Annotated in this window: 21 protein-coding genes, 1 tRNA gene and 1 pseudogene; 6 read left to right on the top strand and 17 right to left on the bottom strand. The window is 41.1% G+C overall.

Features of this window, described 5'->3' with window-relative positions; genetic code table 11:
• Positions 1–268 precede the first annotated feature (268 nt).
• Positions 269–967 (top strand): NTF2 fold immunity protein, encoded by a 699-nt coding sequence (locus tag U0033_RS18745; RefSeq protein ID WP_072364231.1) that lies wholly within the window; start codon positions 269–271, stop codon positions 965–967.
• Here the strand turns inward: U0033_RS18745 and U0033_RS18740 are convergent.
• Complete coding sequence (locus U0033_RS18740; RefSeq protein WP_072364230.1) at positions 958–1,221, bottom strand: restriction endonuclease; 264 nt, start codon at positions 1,219–1,221, stop codon at positions 958–960. The genes U0033_RS18745 and U0033_RS18740 overlap by 10 nt on opposite strands.
• Before the next feature lie 303 nt (positions 1,222–1,524).
• Here U0033_RS18740 and U0033_RS18735 point away from each other — a divergent pair, with 303 nt between their 5' ends.
• On the top strand, positions 1,525–1,848 hold the full coding sequence (locus tag U0033_RS18735) for a carboxymuconolactone decarboxylase family protein (RefSeq protein ID WP_072364229.1): 324 nt from the start codon (positions 1,525–1,527) through the stop codon (positions 1,846–1,848).
• Between the two features lie 521 nt (positions 1,849–2,369).
• Here U0033_RS18735 and U0033_RS18730 read toward each other — a convergent pair.
• The 8 genes from U0033_RS18730 to U0033_RS18695 all read right to left on the bottom strand — a co-directional run bounded on the left by U0033_RS18730 (position 2,370) and on the right by U0033_RS18695 (position 11,777).
• The gene (locus tag U0033_RS18730) at positions 2,370–4,040 is read right to left on the bottom strand and encodes a hypothetical protein (RefSeq protein ID WP_072364228.1); all 1,671 of its coding nucleotides are present in this window, start codon (positions 4,038–4,040) and stop codon (positions 2,370–2,372) included.
• 183 nt (positions 4,041–4,223) lie between these two features.
• Positions 4,224–4,658, bottom strand: coding sequence for a hypothetical protein (locus U0033_RS18725; RefSeq protein WP_072364227.1), 435 nt, complete (start codon positions 4,656–4,658; stop codon positions 4,224–4,226).
• Positions 4,655–6,835: a peptidase domain-containing ABC transporter gene (locus tag U0033_RS18720; protein ID WP_072364226.1), complete on the bottom strand. Its 2,181-nt coding sequence runs from the start codon at positions 6,833–6,835 to the stop codon at positions 4,655–4,657. Before U0033_RS18720 ends, U0033_RS18725 begins: the two co-directional genes overlap by 4 nt.
• Before the next feature lie 18 nt (positions 6,836–6,853).
• On the bottom strand, positions 6,854–9,253 hold the full coding sequence (locus U0033_RS18715; protein WP_083571763.1) for a TonB-dependent receptor: 2,400 nt from the start codon (positions 9,251–9,253) through the stop codon (positions 6,854–6,856).
• Positions 9,254–9,268: 15 nt separating this feature from the next.
• The gene (gwsS, locus tag U0033_RS18710) at positions 9,269–10,327 is read right to left on the bottom strand and encodes a grasp-with-spasm system SPASM domain peptide maturase (RefSeq protein ID WP_177318691.1); all 1,059 of its coding nucleotides are present in this window, start codon (positions 10,325–10,327) and stop codon (positions 9,269–9,271) included.
• 8 nt (positions 10,328–10,335) lie between these two features.
• The gene (locus U0033_RS18705; protein ID WP_143150880.1) at positions 10,336–10,548 is read right to left on the bottom strand and encodes a hypothetical protein; all 213 of its coding nucleotides are present in this window, start codon (positions 10,546–10,548) and stop codon (positions 10,336–10,338) included.
• Positions 10,545–11,534 (bottom strand): grasp-with-spasm system ATP-grasp peptide maturase, encoded by a 990-nt coding sequence (gwsG, locus tag U0033_RS18700; protein ID WP_072364223.1) that lies wholly within the window; start codon positions 11,532–11,534, stop codon positions 10,545–10,547. Before gwsG ends, U0033_RS18705 begins: the two co-directional genes overlap by 4 nt.
• Before the next feature lie 57 nt (positions 11,535–11,591).
• Positions 11,592–11,777 (bottom strand): hypothetical protein, encoded by a 186-nt coding sequence (locus U0033_RS18695; RefSeq protein ID WP_143150879.1) that lies wholly within the window; start codon positions 11,775–11,777, stop codon positions 11,592–11,594.
• A 760-nt stretch (positions 11,778–12,537) separates the two neighbouring features.
• On the opposite strand from U0033_RS18695, the gene U0033_RS18690 reads away from it, so the two are divergent.
• Both U0033_RS18690 and U0033_RS18685 read left to right on the top strand, forming a co-directional pair.
• Positions 12,538–13,569, top strand: coding sequence for a threonine aldolase family protein (locus U0033_RS18690; RefSeq protein ID WP_072364221.1), 1,032 nt, complete (start codon positions 12,538–12,540; stop codon positions 13,567–13,569).
• 105 nt (positions 13,570–13,674) lie between these two features.
• Complete coding sequence (locus U0033_RS18685; RefSeq protein ID WP_083571762.1) at positions 13,675–14,505, top strand: acyltransferase family protein; 831 nt, start codon at positions 13,675–13,677, stop codon at positions 14,503–14,505.
• On the opposite strand, the gene U0033_RS18680 is transcribed toward U0033_RS18685, so the two are convergent.
• From U0033_RS18680 to U0033_RS18670, 3 genes are all read right to left on the bottom strand, one after another.
• Positions 14,495–14,734: a DUF1772 domain-containing protein gene (locus U0033_RS18680; RefSeq protein WP_317043310.1), complete on the bottom strand. Its 240-nt coding sequence runs from the start codon at positions 14,732–14,734 to the stop codon at positions 14,495–14,497. The two genes, U0033_RS18685 and U0033_RS18680, sit on opposite strands and share 11 nt — an antisense overlap.
• Positions 14,735–14,916: 182 nt before the next feature.
• Complete coding sequence (locus U0033_RS18675) at positions 14,917–15,087, bottom strand: hypothetical protein (protein ID WP_177318690.1); 171 nt, start codon at positions 15,085–15,087, stop codon at positions 14,917–14,919.
• A 26-nt stretch (positions 15,088–15,113) separates the two neighbouring features.
• Positions 15,114–15,566, bottom strand: coding sequence for a helix-turn-helix domain-containing protein (locus U0033_RS18670; RefSeq protein WP_083571761.1), 453 nt, complete (start codon positions 15,564–15,566; stop codon positions 15,114–15,116).
• Between the two features lie 389 nt (positions 15,567–15,955).
• Here U0033_RS18670 and U0033_RS18665 point away from each other — a divergent pair.
• Positions 15,956–16,029, top strand: a tRNA-Asp gene (locus U0033_RS18665).
• A gap of 799 nt (positions 16,030–16,828) precedes the next feature.
• On the opposite strand, the pseudogene U0033_RS33445 reads toward U0033_RS18665, so the two are convergent.
• The 4 genes and pseudogenes from U0033_RS33445 to U0033_RS18650 all read right to left on the bottom strand — a co-directional run.
• Positions 16,829–17,602, bottom strand: a pseudogene (locus U0033_RS33445) (recombinase family protein); the annotation flags it as partial.
• Entirely contained in the window at positions 17,599–17,826 is a 228-nt protein-coding gene (locus U0033_RS18660) for a hypothetical protein (RefSeq protein WP_143150878.1), read from the bottom strand. The pseudogene U0033_RS33445 and the gene U0033_RS18660, both read right to left, overlap by 4 nt.
• Before the next feature lie 105 nt (positions 17,827–17,931).
• The gene (locus U0033_RS18655; protein ID WP_072364216.1) at positions 17,932–18,159 is read right to left on the bottom strand and encodes a hypothetical protein; all 228 of its coding nucleotides are present in this window, start codon (positions 18,157–18,159) and stop codon (positions 17,932–17,934) included.
• Positions 18,160–18,480: 321 nt separating this feature from the next.
• Positions 18,481–19,101, bottom strand: a complete 621-nt coding sequence (locus U0033_RS18650) for a hypothetical protein (RefSeq protein ID WP_072364215.1) — start codon at positions 19,099–19,101, stop codon at positions 18,481–18,483.
• Positions 19,102–19,271: 170 nt separating this feature from the next.
• On the opposite strand from U0033_RS18650, the gene U0033_RS18645 reads away from it, so the two are divergent.
• Positions 19,272–20,404 (top strand): IS630 family transposase gene (locus U0033_RS18645; RefSeq protein WP_322518458.1). Its coding sequence is split into 2 segments (ribosomal slippage): positions 19,272–19,695 and positions 19,695–20,404, totalling 1,134 coding nucleotides; the frame shifts between segments, so codons are not numbered across the junction.
• A 162-nt stretch (positions 20,405–20,566) separates the two neighbouring features.
• Here U0033_RS18645 and U0033_RS18640 read toward each other — a convergent pair.
• Positions 20,567–22,114: an IS5 family transposase gene (locus tag U0033_RS18640; RefSeq protein ID WP_322518427.1), complete on the bottom strand. Its 1,548-nt coding sequence runs from the start codon at positions 22,112–22,114 to the stop codon at positions 20,567–20,569.
• Positions 22,115–22,162 lie beyond the last annotated feature (48 nt).

Here is a 22,162-nt window from a genome sequence, read left to right as displayed (position 1 = left end):
CCGCCCCGCCGAAATTTTAGAATGCTCATAGATTAAATTCTATGGGCATTTTTGTTTTAGGGAAGTTTTGTGCTGTTGAGGGTTTGAGGATATTTACTGTTTATCTTGTTTTTAGTGTGTCTTATTTTACGAGGTAGCACAGAAGGTAGCAGTACATTTTTTGGGAGGTAGCATAAAAACATGACCTATTAACTTATGAACCAATCAAATACATATCGGCTGCTTTAGGCCATTTTTTCAGAAAGGGAACTAACACATCTTTTGAAAAATGGAAGCGAATAGAATTTTTATTTCCTATTTTCTGTATAAGTCGAGGATAACCTCTAAAGGACAGATACCCATATTTGTTAGGATCACCCATGAGGGCAATAGGCTCAATCATAATACAGGCTTATTTATAGAGAAAATGTCATGGGATAGCAGGAAATATCAGGTAAAGGGAAATAAACAAGAAGTACAGGAGATTAATAAAAATCTATCTCTGTTAAAAGCCAGAATCCTCAGTGTTTACAATGATTTGCTGGAAAGAGGTATGGCTTGTTTTATTGCTTCTTCAGGGTTCGAAATACTTCCGGCGCATTTTTCCCGTTTGGTAGAAATAAGATTCCGTTCCTTATTAGGATATTTACCATTTACAATTAATCAAATGAAGAAGATATTTTTAGCAATTATTTTAATTACTTCAGTGATCATTACTTATAATGTCTACTCAAATAAAACACAAAATGACTATGAACATTTCGATGTAGTACCAGATGAAAAAACTGCAAGAAAAATAGCTGAAGATATCTGGTTTGCTCATTACGGGAAACTGATCTATAAGGAAAAACCATTCGTAGTAACTTTGCGGGATTCTAGCGTCTGGGTTGTCAAGGGAACATTAAACGGTTACACTAAAGGAGGAACGGCTTATATCGAAATTAAAAAAAGTGACTGTAAAGTATTAAAACTTGTGCATTACAAATGAATCATGACCGTTTTAGTAAATTCATGGTTCGGTAAATCTTTTAGATGTAATGCAATGATACCTTTGTCTTCTGCATATGCCTCGGCTCCCTGTTGAAATCCATTTACAGATACAATTACCCCGATCACATTTTGCAAATCCCTTATCTTAGACTCAAGTTCCTGTACCTGCCCCTTTTCAATTGGCGTATTTGTATTCTTACACGCTATTCCAACCCGATGTAATATCCCTGCCTTCGTAAACATCGAATTCATGGGTATAATGCTTTTTCCTAATCCTGATGTTTTTTGAAACTACTACTTCTTCCTCTGAGTCAATGTTCATATTTTGCCAGCCAATGAAGGTATAAATCTCTGCACAGCGGAGGCAATGTCTTACTGTTTTATCATCCTAGCCTTTGCCAAAAGCTTCTATCAACGAGATTGATAATTTCTTCACTATTTCCTTTCCATACCCTGCCCTTTGGTTCTCATCTATGCTCTACCTAATAACTGATTCTAATCATGGACCGGCGCTGTAAAGACAATTATATTTGGGCTATAAAATCCTTAAAAATTATGGAAAACAAAGCATACAATTCAATGGACTTATTCAAAAAGGAAGCGCCAGAAATAGCAGATGCTTTTAATACACTAATTCAGGCAATAGTAAAATCAAATGGCTTGGATGAAAAAACAAAACAGTTAATATACATTGCATTGAAGGCTGTTCAGGGTGATAGCCAGGCGCTATCATTCCATATCTTGATGGCAAAAGAAAAGGGGGCGACTAAACCTGAAGTTATCGACGCATTGATGGTAACTTTGACTGTTGCAGGTGTGAAAGGTATAGTAACCGGCCTCCCGGTAGTGATGGATATTTATAAAGACACCTCAAAATAAATCCGATGAATAAGAGTGGTATATGAAAAACGCTATGCCCTTACTTATTAAATGACACATCGGGCGCAATCAGCATTGTACCTGTACCTATGCCGGCGAAATAGCCAGAAGGTACAAATAGGCTGAAATAGCCGCAAAAAATATAGATGACCTAATTGAAGAACCTTCAATCGGTCGACTTGAAGGCTCTTCAATTTTGGTATATGATGTCTTGATAGTTTACATATTGATTAGCGAAATCTTCAACTAGCATCATTCGCTGCTGACTGGTAGAAAACTTTACTCTCAACTGCGGTTAACTATCTAAGGCGGATTCACTGGCGACTTTAAATCTTTACGCCTGATAAGATAATATCTACCTGGATACAGTACACCGCTATCTGAAAGGATCTCCATTGTCAAGCGGCTTATTTCCTTTGTCGATGATGATCCCAAATCTTGTCTTAGTTCTTTCACAAGTCCTAATAATAAGATTTCTGTGTTACTGCTTCTGCGATAAGGACATAATAATTCCTTATTATTTAATGGCTAATTGATTGAGGAGCAGTGCCAGTTGGGTTTATCGATTTCATTAAGTCTGTAAGTAAATTTATCGATGTATCGCCCATGATGTTATAATACTGCATATTCGCAAGCAGGTTTATTTGTTCAGGCGTGTACAATAGTACTTCCGGCACCCATTCACCAAATATTTTTGTTTTGTTTTGAAATACCGTAGCCAGGTTTGGAAAATTGGCCATATAGTTATCGGGGGCAGTACTGGTTAGTAGCGACTTTATTGGCAGCGGCAACTGGTTATACCATTCTTTGTTCATATCATTATAAATCCAGAGCACCAGTACATCTTCACCGTTTGGATAAGCCGGAACGCCAAAATAGTTGTTTGGATAAATAGTATAGGTGTCTGAATAAAGCAGTGGCTGACCATTCTTTTTTTTCGAAAGGAAAGCATGGGTCAATGCATCAAATTTCCCATCATCATTGAACACCTGAATGTCGGGGATAATACCGGGAGGATTAGGTTGTCTTCCAAATAGACGGCTTATCTGTGCATCAATGCCATTGACATAATTATCGTCGTTATAGTTGATATCTTTTAAGGGGAGGGAGGTATTTATACAGGCTATGATCAATTTAAACTGTCGGCGTAATAAAGGTATGATACCGGTATTCTCCAGGTCGCCTCCGTCGGTAAAACTGTAAAATTCTGTGCTTTCCTTTCCCGTATAGTTGGGCGACCAATAATTAAACCTGGGGAACCAGTCTTGTTGGCTGAAAAAATCAAGATAGCTGCCGGGAGCCGAGCTACTACTCCCCATTTGATCGCATAAAAGAAAGGGCATTTGTTTATAGTTGTAAGGATTGGGGTTTAAATAAGCAGCGGCTGAATTTGCGCTGATCATTTTAGGGTGCAATGTGTCAAATAATATGTTATCAACGTAGCCATATCCGTAATGTTCTCCATCAGGACCTATGGTGCCACATTGTTGTGGTGTGCCTGCATACATAGCCGTATATTCCATATGACGCATGACCAGGTCAATGCCAGTGGGATAGTTTTGAGTGCCACCTGCAATGTAAAAAGGTCGGTTGTTACGGAGCAAATAGAAATTGCTATGTGTTAAAGATTGGTTCTGGACAAGTAAATTATTAAGCGTTTGAGTGTTGAGTGTAAAAAAGGTTTGGTCATCGCCTACCAAAAGTGAATCGAGGAAAAAAGCATTCAACATACGGCTCCAGAGCTTGTTCCAAGGCACATCATTTATTTCGTGCTGGTAAGCTAATACACTTCCAATGGCAACGTTTTCCATGATAGTGAGCGGGAAGCAGATATTGCGTGCATCCAGGTTTTGTAAATTCTGTATAGTCAACTGTGCGGGTGGTATTTGAGTACCGAGTAATATCGCATCACTGAAAGTAGCAGGTGCAAAGCTAAATGGGGTACCAAACCAGGAGCCACCGGATACGCAGGAAATCGCCCCGATAGCATCCGCGATAAAACTGTCGAGCAATCCACGCATTTGCCCCATTGCACAACTCATTGCTCTCGGGCCACCCCCCGATAGTGCAACACCTACTGGTTTTTTAGATGGATCAAACTCAGGAAATGCCTGCTCAGGAAATTGTGTATTTGGAATGCTGGGGTAAATATTTCCGGTTACAAACGAAGGGAAGTTGGCGGAATTAGCCATAGCAAAAGGGTTTAGGGTTATGAATTAACTAAAGTTATTCAATCGGAAATGAAAAAACAAAAGTTTTAATTGCTTGTAAAAAGAAATCCAGAAGTTTGTAACAACAGGACCATATATCAATGCTGATGATATTGAAAAATCCTGTCGGGAAAAGGGATTTGTTAACCTGGCAGCATTCCCCCATCACCTCTTCCCCACCACCTTCGCCACCAGCGATTGATAACCTATAATAACCATCGCATTCCCGCTCACATTCCCTTCTGCCTGTACCCTCACTCCTTTCTCCGTTAAAAGATCCGTTAATTCCAACTCCCCATTAGCATTGAGCCTACTACTAACAAAGCCATTCTTTTCCACTGGATACCCATCCAATGAAAGAATCACCGTCTCTCCAGGAATTCGTTTTCCCGGTAAAGGCGTAATATTGATCCATTTATGCTGCTTTGCATCAAAATGCAGCGTTACCGGCACATCCACGGTAACAGGGAATTTCAACAGCAAAACGACCGCGCATACAATCGCAGCGAAAATAAAAAGGATACTGTTCCCCCAGCGATATACATCTCTGGGTGGACTCTCCAGCATCTGCTCCACTTCTTTACAATGAGGTTCTATCATTTTCCCAGTTCCAATTGATTTCTGATAAGATTAAAATAATTACCTTTTTTCTGCACCAGCAGTTCATGGTTTCCATACTCTACAATCTGCCCTTTTTCAAGCACAATGATCTGATCGGCATTGTATACCGTGCTTAGCCTATGTGCAATGATCACCACCGTTCTGCCGGCAAAAAATTGTTGCAGGTGCTGCATAATAGCCTTTTCATTATTGGCATCCAATGCACTTGTTGCCTCATCAAAAAACAGGAAGGACGGCTGTTTATAAACAGCCCTTGCAATCAGTATCCGCTGTTTCTGGCCCATACTTAAACCTACCCCGGTATTGCCAATAGGCGTATTGAAATGTAATGGAAGACCCGTTATAAAATCATAGATATTAGCAATTTTGCAGGCTTCTATTAACCTATCCATATCCACCTCATCAGTGCTTAACGCGATATTCCCCGCAATGGTGTCATTGAATATATAACCATCCTGCATCACTACCCCGCATTGTTCCCGCCAGCGCTGATGGGGAATCGTTTCCAGCGGAACATCACCTAGTGAAACACTCCCCGAATCAGGCAGGTAAAATTTCAACAGCAGTTTCATAAGGGTTGTTTTACCACTGCCACTCGTTCCTACTATTGCTGTGATCTTCTGGTGAGGAATCACGAGGTCAAGGTCTTTTAACACAAATGGTGCATTGGCCGCCCGGCTGTATTTGAAGGAAACATTTTCTAATAGCAGATCACTATATAATGGAACATGCTTCACAGGATGTAAGGTCTCCTCTTCTTTCAACTGGTGCACATCGTTTATCCTGTCAAGACTAAGCCGTGCATCCTGGTAGTCCTGCAAAAACTGGGTAATAATCAGCATGGGGCCATTGAGCTGTCCTGTGATAAAGCTGACAGACAACATCACGCCCAGGCTGATCTCTCCATCCATGACCAATTGCGCAGCCATAAACGTCATCAGGATATTCTTCAGTTCATTGATCACTGCCGCTCCATCTATTTGAAGTTGCTTCAGGCGCAATGATGCAAGATTGATATTGAATTGATTGACCTGCAGGCGTTCCCATTCCCACCGTTTTTTTCTTTCTGCATTCCCCAGTTTTAATTCCTGCATGCCATTGAGTATCTCAAGATTCTTTTCAGTAATCGTGGAGAGCCATTCGAACCGACGGGAGTCAAGATATGCCCTGCGCCTGGAAAAAGACCTGATCCATATAAAATAAAGCACGCTGCCAACAAGAAAAATAGAGAATATTTTAAGGTTGTAAAATCCAAGTACGGTGACAAATACGAGCAGGTTGATAACCGAGAAAAGAACTGAGAGGACACCAGAGGTAATGAAATTGTCCAACCTGTTATGGTCTATGATACGCTGCATGACATCACCATTCTTCCGTTGGTCATAATATGAGATCGGCAGCTTCATCAGCTTAATAAAGAAATCGGCCAGTAAACCGATATCGATGCGGACACTCAGGTGTAAGAGTAAATAACTACGTACCATTTCAATGACTGTCCGCCCGAGAAATATGCATAGTTGCGCAGCGAGTATAAGATACAGCAGGTGATAATTGTGCTGGCGTATGCCGGTGTCTACAATATTCTGTGTAAGGAAAGGCAGCATAAGCTGCAACAGGCTGGCGGCAAAAAGACCTGCCACAATCCGGGAAATGATTTTTTTATAGCGCATCATATGCTGCTTCACCAGCGTAAAGCCCAGCTTCTTTTCTTTGCTATGATCAGGCATTTGCCCGAATACCGGTGTTGGCTCCAGCATAAGGGCTATCCCTTTGCCGTCAGCTTGTAGCCAGTGCGACAAAAACGTCTCCTTCTTATACCTGACCAGTCCGTTTGCCGGGTTAGAAACATACACATGATCGCCTTTTATTTTATAGACCACCACAAAGTGTTTCTTATCCCAAAAACAGATTGCTGGCAAAACAGGTAAATTTGCCAGGTCTTCATAGCTTATTTTTGCGCCGATGGTTTTAAATCCCAGTTGCTGTGCCGCTTCGCTGACATGCAGTAAAGAGCTGCCCTCTCTTGATGTGAACGTGAGCGCGCGCAGGTATTCTATGTTAAATTGCTTACCATAGTACTTTCCAATAATCTTTAAACAGGTTGGCCCGCAATCCATTTCGTCCAACTGACTGTAATGCGGAAAGCGTTTAAACATGTCGCTGTATTTATTATGTTATTTATTATCCATCCTGGATTTTTCTGATTCAATACCTGTTTTCCTGTTACTACTCTGCTTTATCTTCAGGTTGCCCAGCTTATAACGTAGGGTCAGCGTAATGGTCCTGTTATCCCTGAAAATGCGTTGCTCATACATCAGGTTATTGTAATTCGTTTTATTTTGAAAACTCACATGCGTGAGCTGATCATTTACTGCCAGGTTCACTGATGCCCGGTTATGTAACAAGGTTTTATTGATACCAATGTTGATAAATCCACTGGCTGAATACTGGAATATAGTTCCATTATAAGGGGCACTGTAGGCCATGACCATACTGGCAGAGAAGTTTTTAGGTAAGAGGAGGTTATTAAACAGGAAGAGATTAAAGCCCCAGCCTTCGTTTTTAACCGGTGCCTCGCGGAAAAGTGTGTTTACATAATTATAGGTGAGCACTGTAGAGATAGAGCTGGTCCAATGCTTTGTAATTGCCAGGTTTGCAGCAACATCCAGCTCACAGCTCTTTGTGGCCGAGAGATTATCGTAAGTGGTGGTCAGTGCATTGTTCTCAGGATCCTGCAGGTACAGCATGGAGATGACATTCTTTGACCAGGTATAACTGAGGGTGGTAAACAGGATATTGTTGTAAGAATGCCCTAATTCCAATGCGCCTGAAATGGCAGGTAACAAACGGGAGTTGCCCTGTGTATAGTTATATTGGTCCTGAAACTGCCTGAAAGGATCCAGGTTGTTATAAGCAGGCCGGCTGATGCTTCTTCGGTAGGACAAGTTGAACTGATTTTTCGCAGAAAGGTTGTATTCCAGGTTTACGCTGGGAAACAGGTCTATGTAGTGCTTGCTGAATTGCTGATCGATGGTCACTGATTTCCCATGAATATTGGTGTGTTCTGCCCTGAGCATCAGCTGCAGACTTATTTTCTTCCAGGTGTTTTCATAACCGGAATAGAGTGCATTTATATTTTCATTATACAGGAATTGATTCGTGATGTTATCATCTATCTGCCATTTGTCATTTGCAAAATTTTGCCAGATGAAATGATTATCTCTTTTGGTCAAATATGTTTTAAGACCAAATAATAACCTGCCTTTTTTAAGCGGATGGATATAGTCTGCTTTCAGCGAATAAATGTTATTAAGACCGGACGTATTGCTCTTTAAAATAAGATTATCCCGGTAGGGATTATCCAGGTTATCATAAAATGAATTATTGAAATACTGCTCAGGCTTTCTGTTATAGTGCCAATAATCCAGGTTCAGCGTCAGCTCACTATGCCGGGTGGTATCAGTGACCAGTTTATAATAAAGGTTTACAGAAGGCGAAAATGCCTTCACGTGGCTAAGGGTCGCTAACCTGATGAGGGAGTCCTGCAGCTGTGCATGTGTAAACCGGGTATTGCTAGTCAGGTCCTGTGACAGGCGATTGGAGCTGCCATACAATACAACACCCATTAAACTATTTTTGCTGATCGTATAATCCAATCCCAACTTCAGGTTTTGTGTTTTATTACTCAGCGTAGCGCGGGTTTCAATATCCAGTACCTGGTTCAGATCCGCGCTTAAAGGACGGCTGCTACTGGTACTTGTTAATTCCTTGACATGGGTATAGCTGTACGCGCCATACAGGTTAATCTTTTTATGGCGGTAATTAAAGTCTATGGAGGGATAATAACGGGAATAATGTCCTTGTGTCATGCCTATGCTGATATTGCCATTCCAGCCGGCTTTAAGGCTTTTATTGGTCACTAAATTAATGATTGCAGCATCCTGCGCATCATGCATCGCGGAGGGATTACGTATTAGTTCCACTTTACTGATACTACCAGCGGGCAAACCATTGAGGTATGTTTTCAGATCATTGCCACTTAAATTAAGCGGTCTGCCATCAATCATGACAGTCGCTATTTTAGATTGAAGCATGACAGTGCCATCCTGTTGTAAGATCACGGAAGGCATTTTCTGCAGCAGGTCAAATGCAGTACCGGCACTGGTGAGAACAGTATTGTAAAGGTCAACCGTTACTTTATCAAATTTGCGGCTGATCTTGACCTGTGCACCATTAATGGTCACTTCGCCCAGGTCATATTGTTTACTTAAACGAATATCTGTGAGGGTAGTGTCTTTTGCCAGGAAGATGGAAAGTTTTGCCTGGGCATAATTACCAGCAGAGATATGCAGAGAATAGGTACCGGTATCCGGGGCAGACACCTGGAAGTGGCCGGATTTATCCGTTTGTATGATGGGATATGTTTTCCCTTTCAGGTCTGTCAGGTGAATACTGGCAGCAGTAATTCCGCTACCAGACCCAGCGTCCAACACCTTTCCTGTAACAATGATCTGCCCTGTTACATATTGGTGCATGATGGCAATAAACAGGAGAAAGAAAAAACATTTACGCATGAGCAGGATTTATTTTTAATCAGCAGTTGTGGCTTCCAGGCGTTTAAACTGTTTACGCTGAGGATCATCTGCTTCGTTGGCCCAGGTAGCTGTATAGGGATCATAGCTGCACCTGGAAGGCTTACTATATGCATCGTCCGTCACGAATACCCGGCAATCCACACACATGTACCTGAATTCACAATCACGGCAAACGGCCACCTGGTCTTTTGATATCTGCCAGTTTTGAGTAAACCCGGCTTGTTTAATTGCAGTTGTGATAGGTGTATCCTGTATATGACCAAAACTACGGTCTGACGATGGACAGTTTTTAATAAAGCCGCCTGCATCAATACCCACCTTCCTGTTCAGGCAGGAATTGTGAAGTTGTGATTCAGTGAAAAGTTCAATATTTGTTCTGAAGTGAGCAGCGCTGATAAAACCACAATGAGCGGCGCTGGTGATTTGTTCTGTGAGATATATGACAGCACCATTCTGCTTCACTTTATTTTGGCGGGAAGCCTCCGGTGCGCTGTGCAAAACCACTGTATTAAGCCGCTGTTGTGCTACGAAAAGCGATTCAAGTACTTCGTCTGTAATAGCGGGTGTGTAGGGAAGTACCAGTTCTACGGATCTTAGCCTGGAATTTTGTGTAGCAGCGAGTATTGTCAATAATTGATCGGCTGACACGCTATCATAAAATCTGCATTGCAGTGCTGCGCATCCCAGTTCACTCAACTGACGGATGATTTCATCATAGGGATGATTGGAACTGGCATCACTATCAATAATTGCGTTCGTGATATGATAGGGTGATTTCCATTCCATAGAAATTTTCGGAAAAGCCTTGGGTGTATCTGTGTAAAATGCGAGTTCATTCCGGAACAGGAAATCAATATATTCGTCTATGACTTCGTCGTGCTCATGCTTATATGCAGCTTTAGCCAGCTCCAGTGGCTTGCCTTCATGCTCCTTTATCAGTTCATAAAGCGCATTGGGTATAAAATAATACCGGCCTCTCTGCAGATCATAAATGAGGCTTCTTCTGCTGCCTTTTACGGGCACGCAACAGGCGAAAAGCATCCATGCTTGCATATGCTGGGTCATATAATAGAAGAATATTGTGAAACGAATTTATATAGCGGAACGCAGTAGTAATGATGCTCGTTATAAAAATCACATTTTTCAGTAGAGGGCGTACTCCCGGAGGTTTCTGCCTGAGATAGCTTGAAATAACAAAGCGGGATGTTGTCCTGTTGCTTACTCAGCTCTTCTGTAATCCACTGTTGTACCGGGTTTTCAAATAGTGAGTTCATGGGTGATCTTTTTCAATTAACCAATCGGCTATTTTTTCTTCCAGGAAATAGTTGCAGGGAAAGGATACCATACCAAACTGTCCTACAGGGTTTATTTCCAGGAAATAGTATTTCCCTTCGGGTGACTTAATCATATCAATAGAACCGCAGTTGAGGTCGAGTGATTGCATGAGGGTGTGCAGGCTGCTGATAATCTCTGGTGGTAAAGTATATGGCACATTCCTGTTGGGATGCTTTTTGTCGTACTTTCTGAAGTCTACCTGTGTCTGTGTGTTTGACTGGGAGAAGATGGCCATGGCATAGCATTGACCATCGAGATAAAATATCCTTATTTCGAAAGCCTTCTCTACCCGCTCCTGTACGAGTGATGGAAAAAAATTCGAAGGCAGGCTTGCGATGTCTTCGTTGTTGAGTACAGCGGTATAAGATACAAAATTATCACCCTGGTAGGAGAGCATGGCTGGATCTTTCAAGCTCTTCACAATAACAGGTCCGGTTGTATTGCAGAAGTTTTGTAATACTTCCCTGTCAGCTGTGACAATGCTGCGGGGCACGGTGAGACCTGCTTTACCGGCAGCAGTCAGTACATCCAGTTTATTCAGGGCATCCTTATCTGGATTGCCGAGCCGATGTATGGGTTTAACCTGACTAATGAAATGCTGGCGCAATGTGCTGCGTTCGTGGCGAATGAAGTTAAAAACATTGATAAAATTATCGTCACCTCCCAAACGCATGCTATCGCGGAGGGCAACATTTCTGCCCATCCAGCGCCGGTACCATATTACGTTTGGCGTATCGGTTATGTCCTGCAGGTATTCGCCGGAAGCATGTAATTCACTTTCACCGGTGTTACTGATGTGATAAGAAAAATGCTGTATTGCATCGCTACCATTAATGCGGCGATAACTGGCCTGCCTGTAGTGCAGCCAGTCCATCACAAAAACAGTGGAGTGTTCACCTTCTGCCTGGCTTATAATGATGATCATTGCTGCATAATTTTAAGCAGGAATGCCTGTCCAGACATTCCTGCTTCATAATCGAAATCAATCGGTATCTCCAGCGTCAACTGGTTCAACAAGGAGGCTAACAGAAGGCTGTTCAATAATGACAGTATTGCGGATGTCGGTCAATGAGATGAACATTTCAGGTGCAGCACCCCCATTGATTTTGCTCATGTCTTCGGCTGAAATTTGCTCGAAGAGCTGATGGTTCAGTTGTTCAAATTTCATGGTCATTTTGCCTTTGTAATAAAAGACTAAATTTGATTGATAACAAATGCCTACTCTTTTACAGAGGTTTTCGGCTGACCCTCGTTCTGCAGAATATGTTGGAATAATTTGTGGTGGATGGAAAAATAGGGTATACGAATTTTATCACACTATGTGACAGCAAATAGGGCACGATAAAATTGTATTTTGATTATAGTGCTATTCTCATACAGTTTATTTTGAGGATCGATACGGATTTTACCCACATACATGGGAATCAGACAATTTAGATTGAGTTTTTAAGTCAGTTTATTTTTGTTGACAAAAGATACACATGGGCTAATAATAGATGGTTATTAAGATAGTGCAATTCGTAGCTGCTCTTTTTCAAACGACATTCTGGGATAGTGTGACTTTGGGCCTTCTTTAGATTTTGAATGTTATACAGCTGTTTCGCTGTGTTGATTAAATTTAGAGATTTGTTTTTTAACAAAAAAATATTTTTAAAAATGAATTTTTTTAAAAGTTTTCTTATTTTTTAGAATAAATCTAATATGATGCTTAGGGAGGCAATGTTTTTTTTGCAGGAACTCCCGATACCCCGCCTGTTTACTTCCTCTTTTTTTTATCATAATAAAGCATCTAAGTGTCACAGTTCCAATTCCCTGGAGCCGTGAACATCGTTTCCTTGGCCATGCGAAGTTCTGAGTTAAGTTGATGGCGGCATTGATATGAGAGAAATTTACATTTTTAGCATTGCTGAGGGTTATACTTTTGCGCTATGATAAGTTTTAAAAACGACTACAGTGAAGGGGCTTTGCCCGCTATCCTGCAGGCCTTAGCTGATACCAACCTGATACAACAGGGGGGCTATGGCGATGATGATTATACACAGCAGGCTATTGAGTTGATCCATCAGAAGATCGGCAATACAGGAGCTGCTATACACCTGGTTTCCGGGGGAACACAAGCGAATCTTACTTTTATCTCGTCGGTACTGCGACCTTACGAATCGGCGATCGCAGCTACTACAGGACATATTTTTCATCATGAGACGGGGGCTATTGAAGCAACGGGGCATAAGATTGAAACTGTTTTTGCGAAAGATGGTAAACTCACACCAGCCCTGATTGCGTCTGTTGTGGATAAAGTAGAAGCGGTGCATATGCCACTCCCAAGACTGGTGTATATTTCAAATTCTACAGAGTTAGGTACTCATTATATGCGGGCGGAACTGATAGCCTTGTATGAATATTGTCAGCGTAAAGGCCTGGTGCTTTTTTTAGATGGCGCAAGGCTGGCATCGGGCATGCAGGCGGGAGATATCAGGTACGAGGATCTGACGAAGTATACAGATGCGTTTTATATCGGGGGAACGAAGAATGGGGCATTGATTGGTGAGGCGATTGTGATTAACAATCCATCTTTGCAGGATTACTTTTCTTATAATTTGAAAATGAGGGGAGCCTTGCTGGCAAAAGGGCGATTGTTGGGGATTCAGTTTAGAGCGCTTTTTAAAGGGGATACTTATTTATCTATAGGCGCTTATATGAATGAGATGGCTGGGAAGTTATCAGCGGGGATTAAAGAAGCGGGTTATGAGTTTTTGATAGCGTCGAAGACGAATCAGATCTTTCCTGTGTTGCCGTGGAAGGTGATAAAAGCATTGGAGAAGAACTATGCGTTTTATGTGTGGCAGGAGCTGGATGAGGAGCATGCAGCGATCAGGTTGGTGACGAGTTGGAATACGCGTGCGGAGGCTGTGGAGCAGTTTGTAATGGATTTGAAAGCCTGTGGGCAGAGAGAGAAATAGATAGATGTTTTATGTACGTGGATTTGAAGACTTGCAACTTATCAGATAAAGTGTAATCTTTACCGAAGGTCTCATATTTTCATAATCCACGTACAAAAGAATCAAATGTTCGAAACAGCTTATCATGCATCTATCGGATCGGTAATAGGGCTGCTGGTCTTTATCTTTGATCCTTTCTCCAATCTTTTTCACACTTATGGGGATAAGACATTGCTGTTGTTTATTACATCCTGTCTCATGATCCCTTATCCATTGGTAAAGGAGCGCTGGTTCAATCTTTTTCATCTTAATCCGCCTACCTGGTCTTTGTTTTGGGAGTACGTTGCGAATATTGCCTATGCTTTTATTCTCGTAAGATTGTCCAAAAAAATCCTGTGGGTGCTGATTGTGATCGCTGCCGGCTTATTGTTTTATGAATCCAAACGATCCAATTTCCTTGGAGTAGGTTGGGGTGGTGACAACGTAATTGGCGGCGTTATCCGGGTGTTTTATTCCTTCCTGGCGGGTATACTGGTTTACCGTTTAGGCTGGAAGGTGAGGGTGAAAACCGGGTTCATTCCTGTAGCGATATTGTTGTTCGCAGTATTCCTGATTCCATTTTCAGAGCGGTACAACTGGTACCTGGACCCATTGGTGGTTGTGTTGTTTTTCCCATTCCTGATCCTGTTAGGTGCCGGTGCAGGTACGAATAAGATTACACATAAGATCTGCCTGTTTTCGGGAGATATTTCTTATCCGCTTTACATGATCCATTATCCTTTCATCTGGCTGTTTATGAGTTATGTAGAAAAGTATAAACCAGGTCTTGCAACGATGACCTGGATGATTATTTTCGGAACGGCTGCATTGGCGCTTACGGCTTACCTGATAGTGAAGTATGTGGATGCGCCCATACGGGCTATGTTGAAAAACAGGTGGGCTGTTGCTAAATCATAACTAATATAAATGAGGCGAGGCTACACAATGTTCTGATGTGGTTCAGCATGTTCCATTTTTGTTCAAACTGTGCACGCATCAGATGTAATTCATCTACAGCTGCCCCCTGGATAGTGAATGCTTCCAGCATGTTGTTCAGGGGGATATTTCCTGGTATTGTTACCACCATAACACCGAGATAATAACTCAGCGTAGCCAGCAACAGGTAAATGCTGAAATGACGGTACATGCAGATAGGTAATAATATCACTGGCCCGAAGAAGCAGATGAAGAACAAAGGGTTTAAGATGGCCTGGTTAAGTTTTTGAAAGGCTGGTAAATATTCTTTGTCGGGGAGTAAGGCCAGGCCTTTTGTTACTGATATTGACCAGCAGTAGAAAATGCCGGCGATTAAGCCGAGGATGAGGATGGCTAGCCATTGCCAGTGAGGATCATTTTTTCGCTTGGGGGAATACTGATTTTTCTTTCCTTGTCGGTATAATCGGAAAATAATGGTGTAGCCACATCATAAGGCAGGGAGGCTTGTTTGTAGTCGGATAGTTTTGGGAAAAGGAAAGTAATTAAGATCAGGAGCTGTGTCATCTGCTTGTTTTATTACAGCACAAAGCTCAGCAGATACCGGTTTTTAAAATAGAATGATTCCGACAATGTTCCAGTGGGGTGAGGCCTGTGAATTTTTTGAACCAGCGGATGAAGTGAGACTGGTCTGCATAGCCATTGGCGATGTCGGAGAGCTTTGAAAATCGGCCACTATCCGGCATGCGGATGGCTGCCTGGAACTGGGCGATGTTGGAGAATAGGCGTGGGGAGATGCCGACGTATTGTTCAAATCTGCATTCAAAGGTTCGTTCTGTGAGGTTAAGCTGGTGCTGTAAGTTTTTGAGAGATGTTTTGCCTTTAGTGGCCAGGATATGGCTGGTAGCGTATTGCATGCTGGCGTCTATGGGGTTGATCATTTTTTCGAGGTAAGCGAATAGTAGTTCAAATTGACGTTGGGTCGAGACCGTATTCCAGAGTTGCTCATGGAGATTTATTCTGGGAAGGGCGGGTAGTAGTGACATGTCAATGCATTCATCGGTTAGTTCTTTTGCGTATAGGCGAAAGATGGAGGGGAGGATGTGGGGGTGAAAGATGAGGCTTGGTACAGGGCAATTGGGTTGTGTGTGGAGGGTAATTGGGTCCAGGGTTTGGCCGAAGACAAAGGAATGAGCGAGGTTTCTTCCCGGTTTTCGAGGGTCATGCCGGATTGCTGGAAGATAATGCCGGTCTGGCCATCAGCGTAGATGGGGATGACGGTTGCAGAGGGTGTTGCTGCGTATCAGACATTGGAAATGTAGGGCTGCAGGTGATGGGGGATTTGTATGGGAGGAAAAAAATCCATGATAATAGAGGTAAGGAAATTTGGTAGTTCAAATGAATTATGTACATTCGCGTTCCGAAAGGGGAAAAAGGATCAGTAGTTCAGTTGGTTAGAATGCCGCCCTGTCACGGCGGAGGTCGCGGGTTCGAGTCCCGTCTGGTCCGCTGAAAGGGACAAATCATACTTGTGATGATTTGTCCCTTTTTCATTGGTGCCTGTATTGCCCGACAGGTCTGCGATTCGCTTAAATATTTCATTTACTTTTCCGGTTCGAAATGCCACATTTTTGCGATCGTAGATGATTCCTTCGGGGAAGAGCAATTTTTGCAGTTTCTCTTTATTGCCTATGTCGCTGGAATGCCATACAGTAGCGAGTTTAGATGAAAGAATTAATGCATTTTTGATGGCTTCCTCAGGGTTCGAAATGCTTTGTTTGCATTCTGTCAGTTGCTTGGCAATATTTTCTATTTCCTTATTATACCGGGTATAGAATTTTTGAAAGGTTTCCTGACTCATCTCTTTAAGAACATAGCGGCTTTCTTCTAAATCATCTATCCTTTTGTTTAATTCTCTTAACTGTCCGGTTAATATCTTTTCCAGTTCCAGACTTTCTTTATTGATTTCGTGGTATTCTTCCAGAAGTATTGCTGTAAATCTATCTATCTGACCTTCCTGTATACAATAGAGGCTTAATAGCTGTTCAAATAGCTCATGCATCTGTTTGGCGCTCTTATTACACTTACAACCATCTGTACGGCATTTATAATACCATAAGCTCTTCGCCTTCACTACGTATCCTGTAAATGGTTTGTGGCAGGTATCACATTTGATAAACACTTTTAATGGTATAGCATCTTGCTCCCTTTGATGCGGCACACCGTAACCCGGTGTATTGATATGGATATTATTTATTTTAAGAAAGACTTCCTGACTAATCATCTTCTCATGCTCACCTTCCACAATCTTTCCTTCTAACAAACCATGATTAATAATCCCACAGTAAAACGGCTTTTGGAAGATTCTGCTAAGTTGCTGTTTATACATCTTAACGCCCATTGCCCTTAATTTGAGCAGGATTTCATCATTTTTCATTCCCTCTGACTTCCAGATAAAGGCTTTCTTTAGCTTCCTTCCTTCCTCATTTATCACAATCTTCCTCTGGCCGTTCGTTTTTACAATATCATATCCCTGTGGTGGTCTTGTAACCCAAATGCCTTTGTCAAACTTCTCTTTCATGCCAGCTACTGCCCGTTGCTTACGAAGTTGATTATCGTACTGGCTAAATATAAAGTGTATACTTTGCTGTAATACGCCACTAGGGTTTGAGGTATCTGCGGGTTGAGTAACTGCAAACACAGTTACCCCATACTTATTCCTTAAATCCTCTGCTAGCTTAATGGCGGCTCCACCTGTTCTGGAAAAACGATCAAGGGTATAGACAAGTACGTGGCTTACCTTTCCTTTATGTGTTCTGATAAATTCCAGCATCCTCATAAATTCCTTTCTACCATCCGTTTTTGCGCTTTCATAGGTGCCTCCGAAATAATCTAGGACTTTGAGGTTACTACGTTGTGCATAGTCCTCTATTGTCTTTCTTTGAATATCCAGACTAAGATTGTGGTCTGCCTGTTCTTTGCTGGATACGCGGGTATAAAAAATGGCAGCCTGATCGGATACCTTTACATTGGCATTTTTTGAATAGTTACCAAACTGGGAAAATGCAGTTAAATTACTCATGCGGCTATATTTTCAATGGGTAAAGAGATGTCTACAATTTTTTCATTAGTGATTTTCGGCTGATCAACTGATAATAATATCCGGGCAAGTATTCGTAAATCTGCTATTGTTGGAAGTCGAATAAGGTTATCCGTCTTTGAGCTAACATCCAATTGCACAAATGCTTTTGATTCCAGCATTTCATCCATTGATGTATTTATTTGAACAGTGTGTTTATTGTCCATACTGAATAAGTTTGTATTCGCAGATGTTATGTAGAGAGAGTTAATTAAAACAAGAAATGAGTGCATATAAATACACCCATTCCCTTCGTTAAAAAACGTAACTCACTACTCATCGTCTTCTTCGTCGTCTTCCCCATGATCAGCTATCAGGTCTTCTATCTGGTGAATGACTTCACGCTCCTGCTTCGAGTAGTGTAACTGGATATTGATGATATCCATATCATCATCTACTGAAAGAATCTGGTGCGATAGCTCGTGTTCACAGATTAGACTACATACTTCCAGCATTGCACTGGATGGTATTTCAAATTCTTCTCTAGTCAGTTTTATCATATTATTTGTTTTAATAGGGCAAAGCTACAACGGCGTAAAAACTCACTTTCCCCTTCTGGTACAATCGGGTCTGAACGGGTACCATTATTCATTTATCGGGTTCAAAATGTTAATATTTCTAGCACTCTATTGTTTGATTTGTGATATAGATTTTTGATTTTGTTACACAGACTATTGGATTCTTTATCATTGCCGAGTGACTGCCTTATCAATAAAGAGTGACTACATAATACCTACCTTATGAAAACCTGTTAAATCCTTTTACTTTTATATTGATTGATATTTGAAAGGAGTTAAAATAGTATTACCGTCTTATTTGTGCTAAATAACGCTCTTAGAAAACTTGTTTTTAATACGTCCCTCAATATGAGTTATTTCCCGCACATCAATTAAATGTACAGCCTCTAACAGTTTAACTAAATGGAAGTATATTGTTAGACAATCATAACTGTTTACACTTTCATACTCTATATTCTGTGTATCAAAAATGGATTCAGAAAATGATCTAAGCAAATCTTTCCATTCTGACAATTTTCTATATTCAAAAAAACGACGTAGCACTAAATAGGGGTTCATAAATTCTTTCATTGATAGCGCTCTTGGAAAGTTCTCCCAGTCAGAGTTCACACCCCATCTTGAACTATATAAATTAGGATTAAAAACATCACTTGGTCGAATATCAAGAGGATTTTTCTTTTGCTCTTTGTTAATCAAGTAAGCCGCATTAATTATTTTCTCTATTAAGCCGAAACGATAGAAAATATCCGCTGGATTTTCTTTCCAACTGTACTCTGAAAAAGAAAAATGGATAATCTTCTTTATATTCTTCCGGTAATAAACCAAACTACCAGAAGAAAAGCTTTCTGCTATTACCTGGTAAGGGTCTGATATTTCCTCTTTATTCCAAACGGCCGATTCTATGTACTTTGGGATTTTCTTCATTAGAAAATGTTGTTGGTGATTGTCATTAAATGGTTGTATTAGAATCAGGCTGGCTTATGGTTAATAGTTAAAGGGAACGCAATAGATTGACTATTGGTTAGGATAACTAGTGTTTCGTTAAATATCAAATGACGTAAATATAATGTATATTTGAAGAAATATTTCCGGAGATGATACGCTATACCGTTAAATTAACAAAGAGTGAAGTTGAAGAATTACACAGCATAATAAATAAAGGTTCACATACTTCTCAAACCTTTCGTATGGCTTATATTCTATTAAATTGTGATGAGGGGAAGTACTCGGAAAAAGTGACCAACGAGCAAATAAGTAAAGTCTTGAAAGTTGGGATGCGCACAATAGATCGGGTTAAGAAGAAATTTATTGAAGAAGGCTTTGAAGGGGTATTAGAAAGACGGCCTTCAAATCGTATTTACGAGTCTAAAGTGGATGGAGATATAGAAGCGAAGTTAGTCACATTATGCTGTAGTGAGCCACCTAAAGGATTTGCTAGATGGTCATTACGGCTCCTGGCAGACAAGATGGTTGAATTAAAGTATGTAGAAAAGATCTCTCATGTAACAGTAAGAAAGGTCTTAAAAAAAATGAACTTAAGCCCTGGAAATCAAAAGGGTGGGTAATCCCACCGCATTGTAATAGCGAATTTGTGGCAAAGATGGAGAACGTGTTAGATGTATATAAAAGGCCTTATAATGCTGATTATCCTGTTATTTGCATGGACGAGTCGCCAAAACAGTTAGTCGATGAAGTGAGACAACCAGTTGCTATGAAGCCTGGTCAGGAAAGAAGAGTAGATTACGAGTACGTTAGACATGGCATGGTAAATATATTTATAGCAAATGAACCATTGAAAGGGAAGCGTTTTGTGGAGGTAACAGCATTCAAAGCCAGAAAGGATTGGGCAATGTTTATTAAAGAAATCGCAGATAAGAAATATCCCAAAGCGAAAAAGATAACCCTGGTGATGGATAATTTCAAAACGCACACGGGTGCTGCATTTTATGAGACCTTTGAACCCAAAGAAGCAAAAAGGCTGTGTGACAGATTTGAATTCATCTATACCCCAAAACATGGAAGCTGGTTAAATATGGCCGAAATAGAATTGCACGTATTGAATGGACAATGCCTGAACAGGCATATATCTACAATCGAGAAGGTAAAAGAAGAGGTCACTGAATGGCAAACTAATCGAAACAATAAGAACAGCCAAATAAACTGGCAATTCACAAACAAAGAAGCAAGAGTGATGTTAAAAAGATTGTATCCGTCAATTAATAATTAACCTAACACTAGTTTATCTCTGTAAAGTTGTTCTGCTAAAGTTAGCAAACTCGATACTCTGTCAATTAGTACCTGTACCGTTTCAGCAGACACTACATAGGGTCTGCTGAATAAGTTCCCGATCTGTTATTTTTCATTTTTACACCGAATCGATTTACCCTTCTTAATGTCTCAGATACCGGGATATAAATTGTGTATCGGATCTATTCCCCATTGTGGTCAAATAGCCCTCCTTTACCAGCCAGTAATAGATCTGCAGTACTGACAACAAAGAACCTGCTGCCAGTTTAAGCAGATTCATAACAAAGTATATAGACATCACCCAACTCTCAGCTGTATCCTTGAGGCGGGCCTTGATTTTGCCCAGTCCATATGCATTTTTCCCCTGTCCAAACTTCCCTTCGATCGCATTTCGTTCCGGCATCTCCTTTTGCAATAATCGCTTTTGCTCCTTACTATTTGATGAGGGCCGACCCAATGGCTTGCCCACATAACGGATCCCTTTTCCACTCATGAATCGTCTGTTTTCACGTGTGCCGAACAACTGATCTCCCAATACACGCTCTGGATAGCACCCAAACAAGCGTTTATATGTTTCAAGGCTTTCGGTCAACAATGAACCTTCATTGTAATTATCCCAGCTCAGTTTTTCTATATGGGTGTAGCCATCTTTCAACATCACCAGTTGTTTGCTGCCAAACTCAGTTGATACACGGTCTTTACCTCTCGGTATTGGACGTACATGCGGTTGATAGATACTTACAATCCGATCCGATATTTTATGCTCTCTATTCTTATACATCTCTGCCTGCTGACGATACATTTCCTGGATCACCCGTATTAACCTCCAGTCTTTCATTTTCAGCACCCCCTTGAAATTAGCTTCTGATTCTATCAGCCAGTTGATGTACTTTAAATCTCGTTTAACATATTGTAATTGCTGTCGGATACCTCTGCGTATATCTCGTTTGCTTTTGTTCTTTTTTTTGGCAATGTTCAAATATTGCTTCCTCGCTATTCTCCGATACATGCGCGGCATCACCAGTTCTGCTACCTGACATCCCCGCTCTATCATCCTTTCCAATTGACGGCGACCCTCATTTAATAATTTGATATCTGTTGGATATTCGATCTGTTGCTCTGACACTGTCGCATCTAACATGACTGTTCCTGATAGCCCATCAGATGACTTTCCTTTTACGCTCTCTGTATGCTCATTCAAGACATTGTTATTACTCTTTCCACCATTCCCATCCTGATCATCCTCACTGCGGGTATCCGCTGTTTTCTCTTCATTCGCTTTGATTAGTCCGGCTTCCTGCAAAATAATCTCATTCAATCTGGACATCACATCTATGCCTAATCTTTTTCTAATACTGACCATCAATGATGCATCAAAGGGAGCCTCCTGTTGAAAACTGCTTAAGCCTACAAAATATTGCAGATATATATTTTCCGTGATCTGCTCTACTACCTCCCGATCATCTATGTTAAGTATATGTTTGATGATCACTGCACCTATTACCATCCGGGCACTCAATGTTGGAGCACCGAAATCTGCCCGCATTTTTTTATAATACACGTCCGCCAGTTTGTCCCACGGAATCTTTGCAGCTAGTATAACCCATCGGTTTGTAGTGGATAATTGCTGCGAAAAAGGAGTTGAAAATCCTTCTAAGGTTAACTGTTTTGCAGGAGTGTAACGTATCATTGCTGCATGATTTTGAAGATGAATCTTTCAATATACAAACACTTCTAC

Origin of the sequence: Chitinophaga sancti (assembly GCF_034424315.1) — a bacterium.
In the GTDB taxonomy this organism is placed as follows: Bacteria; Bacteroidota; Bacteroidia; order Chitinophagales; family Chitinophagaceae; genus Chitinophaga; species Chitinophaga sancti.
Note: the sequence above shows the minus strand (reverse complement) of the source record. Positions and strands in the feature narration are given on the sequence as shown.